The sequence below is a fragment of the Microbacterium testaceum genome (assembly GCF_001476655.1).
GTDB classification, from domain to species: Bacteria; Actinomycetota; Actinomycetes; order Actinomycetales; family Microbacteriaceae; genus Microbacterium; species Microbacterium testaceum_C.
In genome coordinates, this window is record NZ_LDRT01000250.1 from 1 (window position 1) to 911 (window position 911).

The 911-nt window shown below is 72.1% G+C and carries 1 protein-coding gene and 1 pseudogene; both read right to left on the reverse strand.

The window, feature by feature from the left end; all coding sequences use genetic code 11:
• Positions 1 to 394, reverse strand: a pseudogene (locus tag NS220_RS18790) (DEAD/DEAH box helicase); the annotation flags it as partial.
• Between the two features lie 199 nt (positions 395 to 593).
• A partial coding sequence (gene nusB, locus NS220_RS18795; RefSeq protein ID WP_058625468.1) for a transcription antitermination factor NusB occupies positions 594 to 911 on the reverse strand: 318 nt, incomplete at its 5' end.

Below are 911 nucleotides of genomic sequence, written 5' to 3' on the forward strand. Positions count from 1 at the left end.
GCGGCCAGAGCAACGGCGAGTCGACGGTGTCGAGGGCGACGGTGTCGCCGGACGGGGCGAACGGTCCCGTCGTCCGCAGAGCCTGCGCGAGGGCGTGCAGCTCGGCGAACCAGCGCACCTGCGCGGGGTCGAAACGGCCGGTGGACCGACGCACGGCATCCCACGTGGCATCCGCCTTGATCCACGCCTCGCGTGCGCCTCGGACGAGCGGACGGGCGACGAGCTGCAGGTCGTCCTGGCGCTGGGCGAGCAGGCGCGGCGTCACCGGCACGACGGCACGGGCCTCCCACCGGGACGGGTCGTACGCCTCGCGCTGGCGCAGCTCGACGCCGAGGGCGAGCGGCTCGAACGCGGCCGTCTCGCTCCCGGGAAGCAGCTCGCGCCAGGAGGTCACGGGAGCATCCTGCCGTGAACCTCCGACAGGGGGCGGCTCCCCTGCCGCGCGAGACCGTTCCGTTCGCGCCGAGAAACGCCCTCGACCTCGAGATCCCGCGAAACGTGGTCCCCCCTCGCGCCCCCGTACTCCACCCGGAAACGCCGCGACGCGGTCACCGGCGGACAGCCGGGACCGCGTCGAATCGCGTCAGCCGCGCTCAGGACGAACGGGCGATGCGCGCCAGAACGCCGTGCACGAACGAGCCGGAGTCGTCGGTCGAGAACTCCTTCGCGAGCTCCACGGCTTCGTCGATCGCGACGGCCGTGGGCACATCGTCGTTGTAGAGGATCTCCCACGCGCCGATCCGCAGCAGAGCACGGTCGACGGCCGGCATGCGCTGCAGCGACCAGTCTTTCGCGAACGTCGTGATCTGCTCGTCGATCGCGTCGCGATTGTCGATCACGCCGTCGACGATGTCGCGCGCGTACAGCCAGGAGGCCTGCCGATCGGGCTCGGAGGCCGCGCGCTTGGCCTC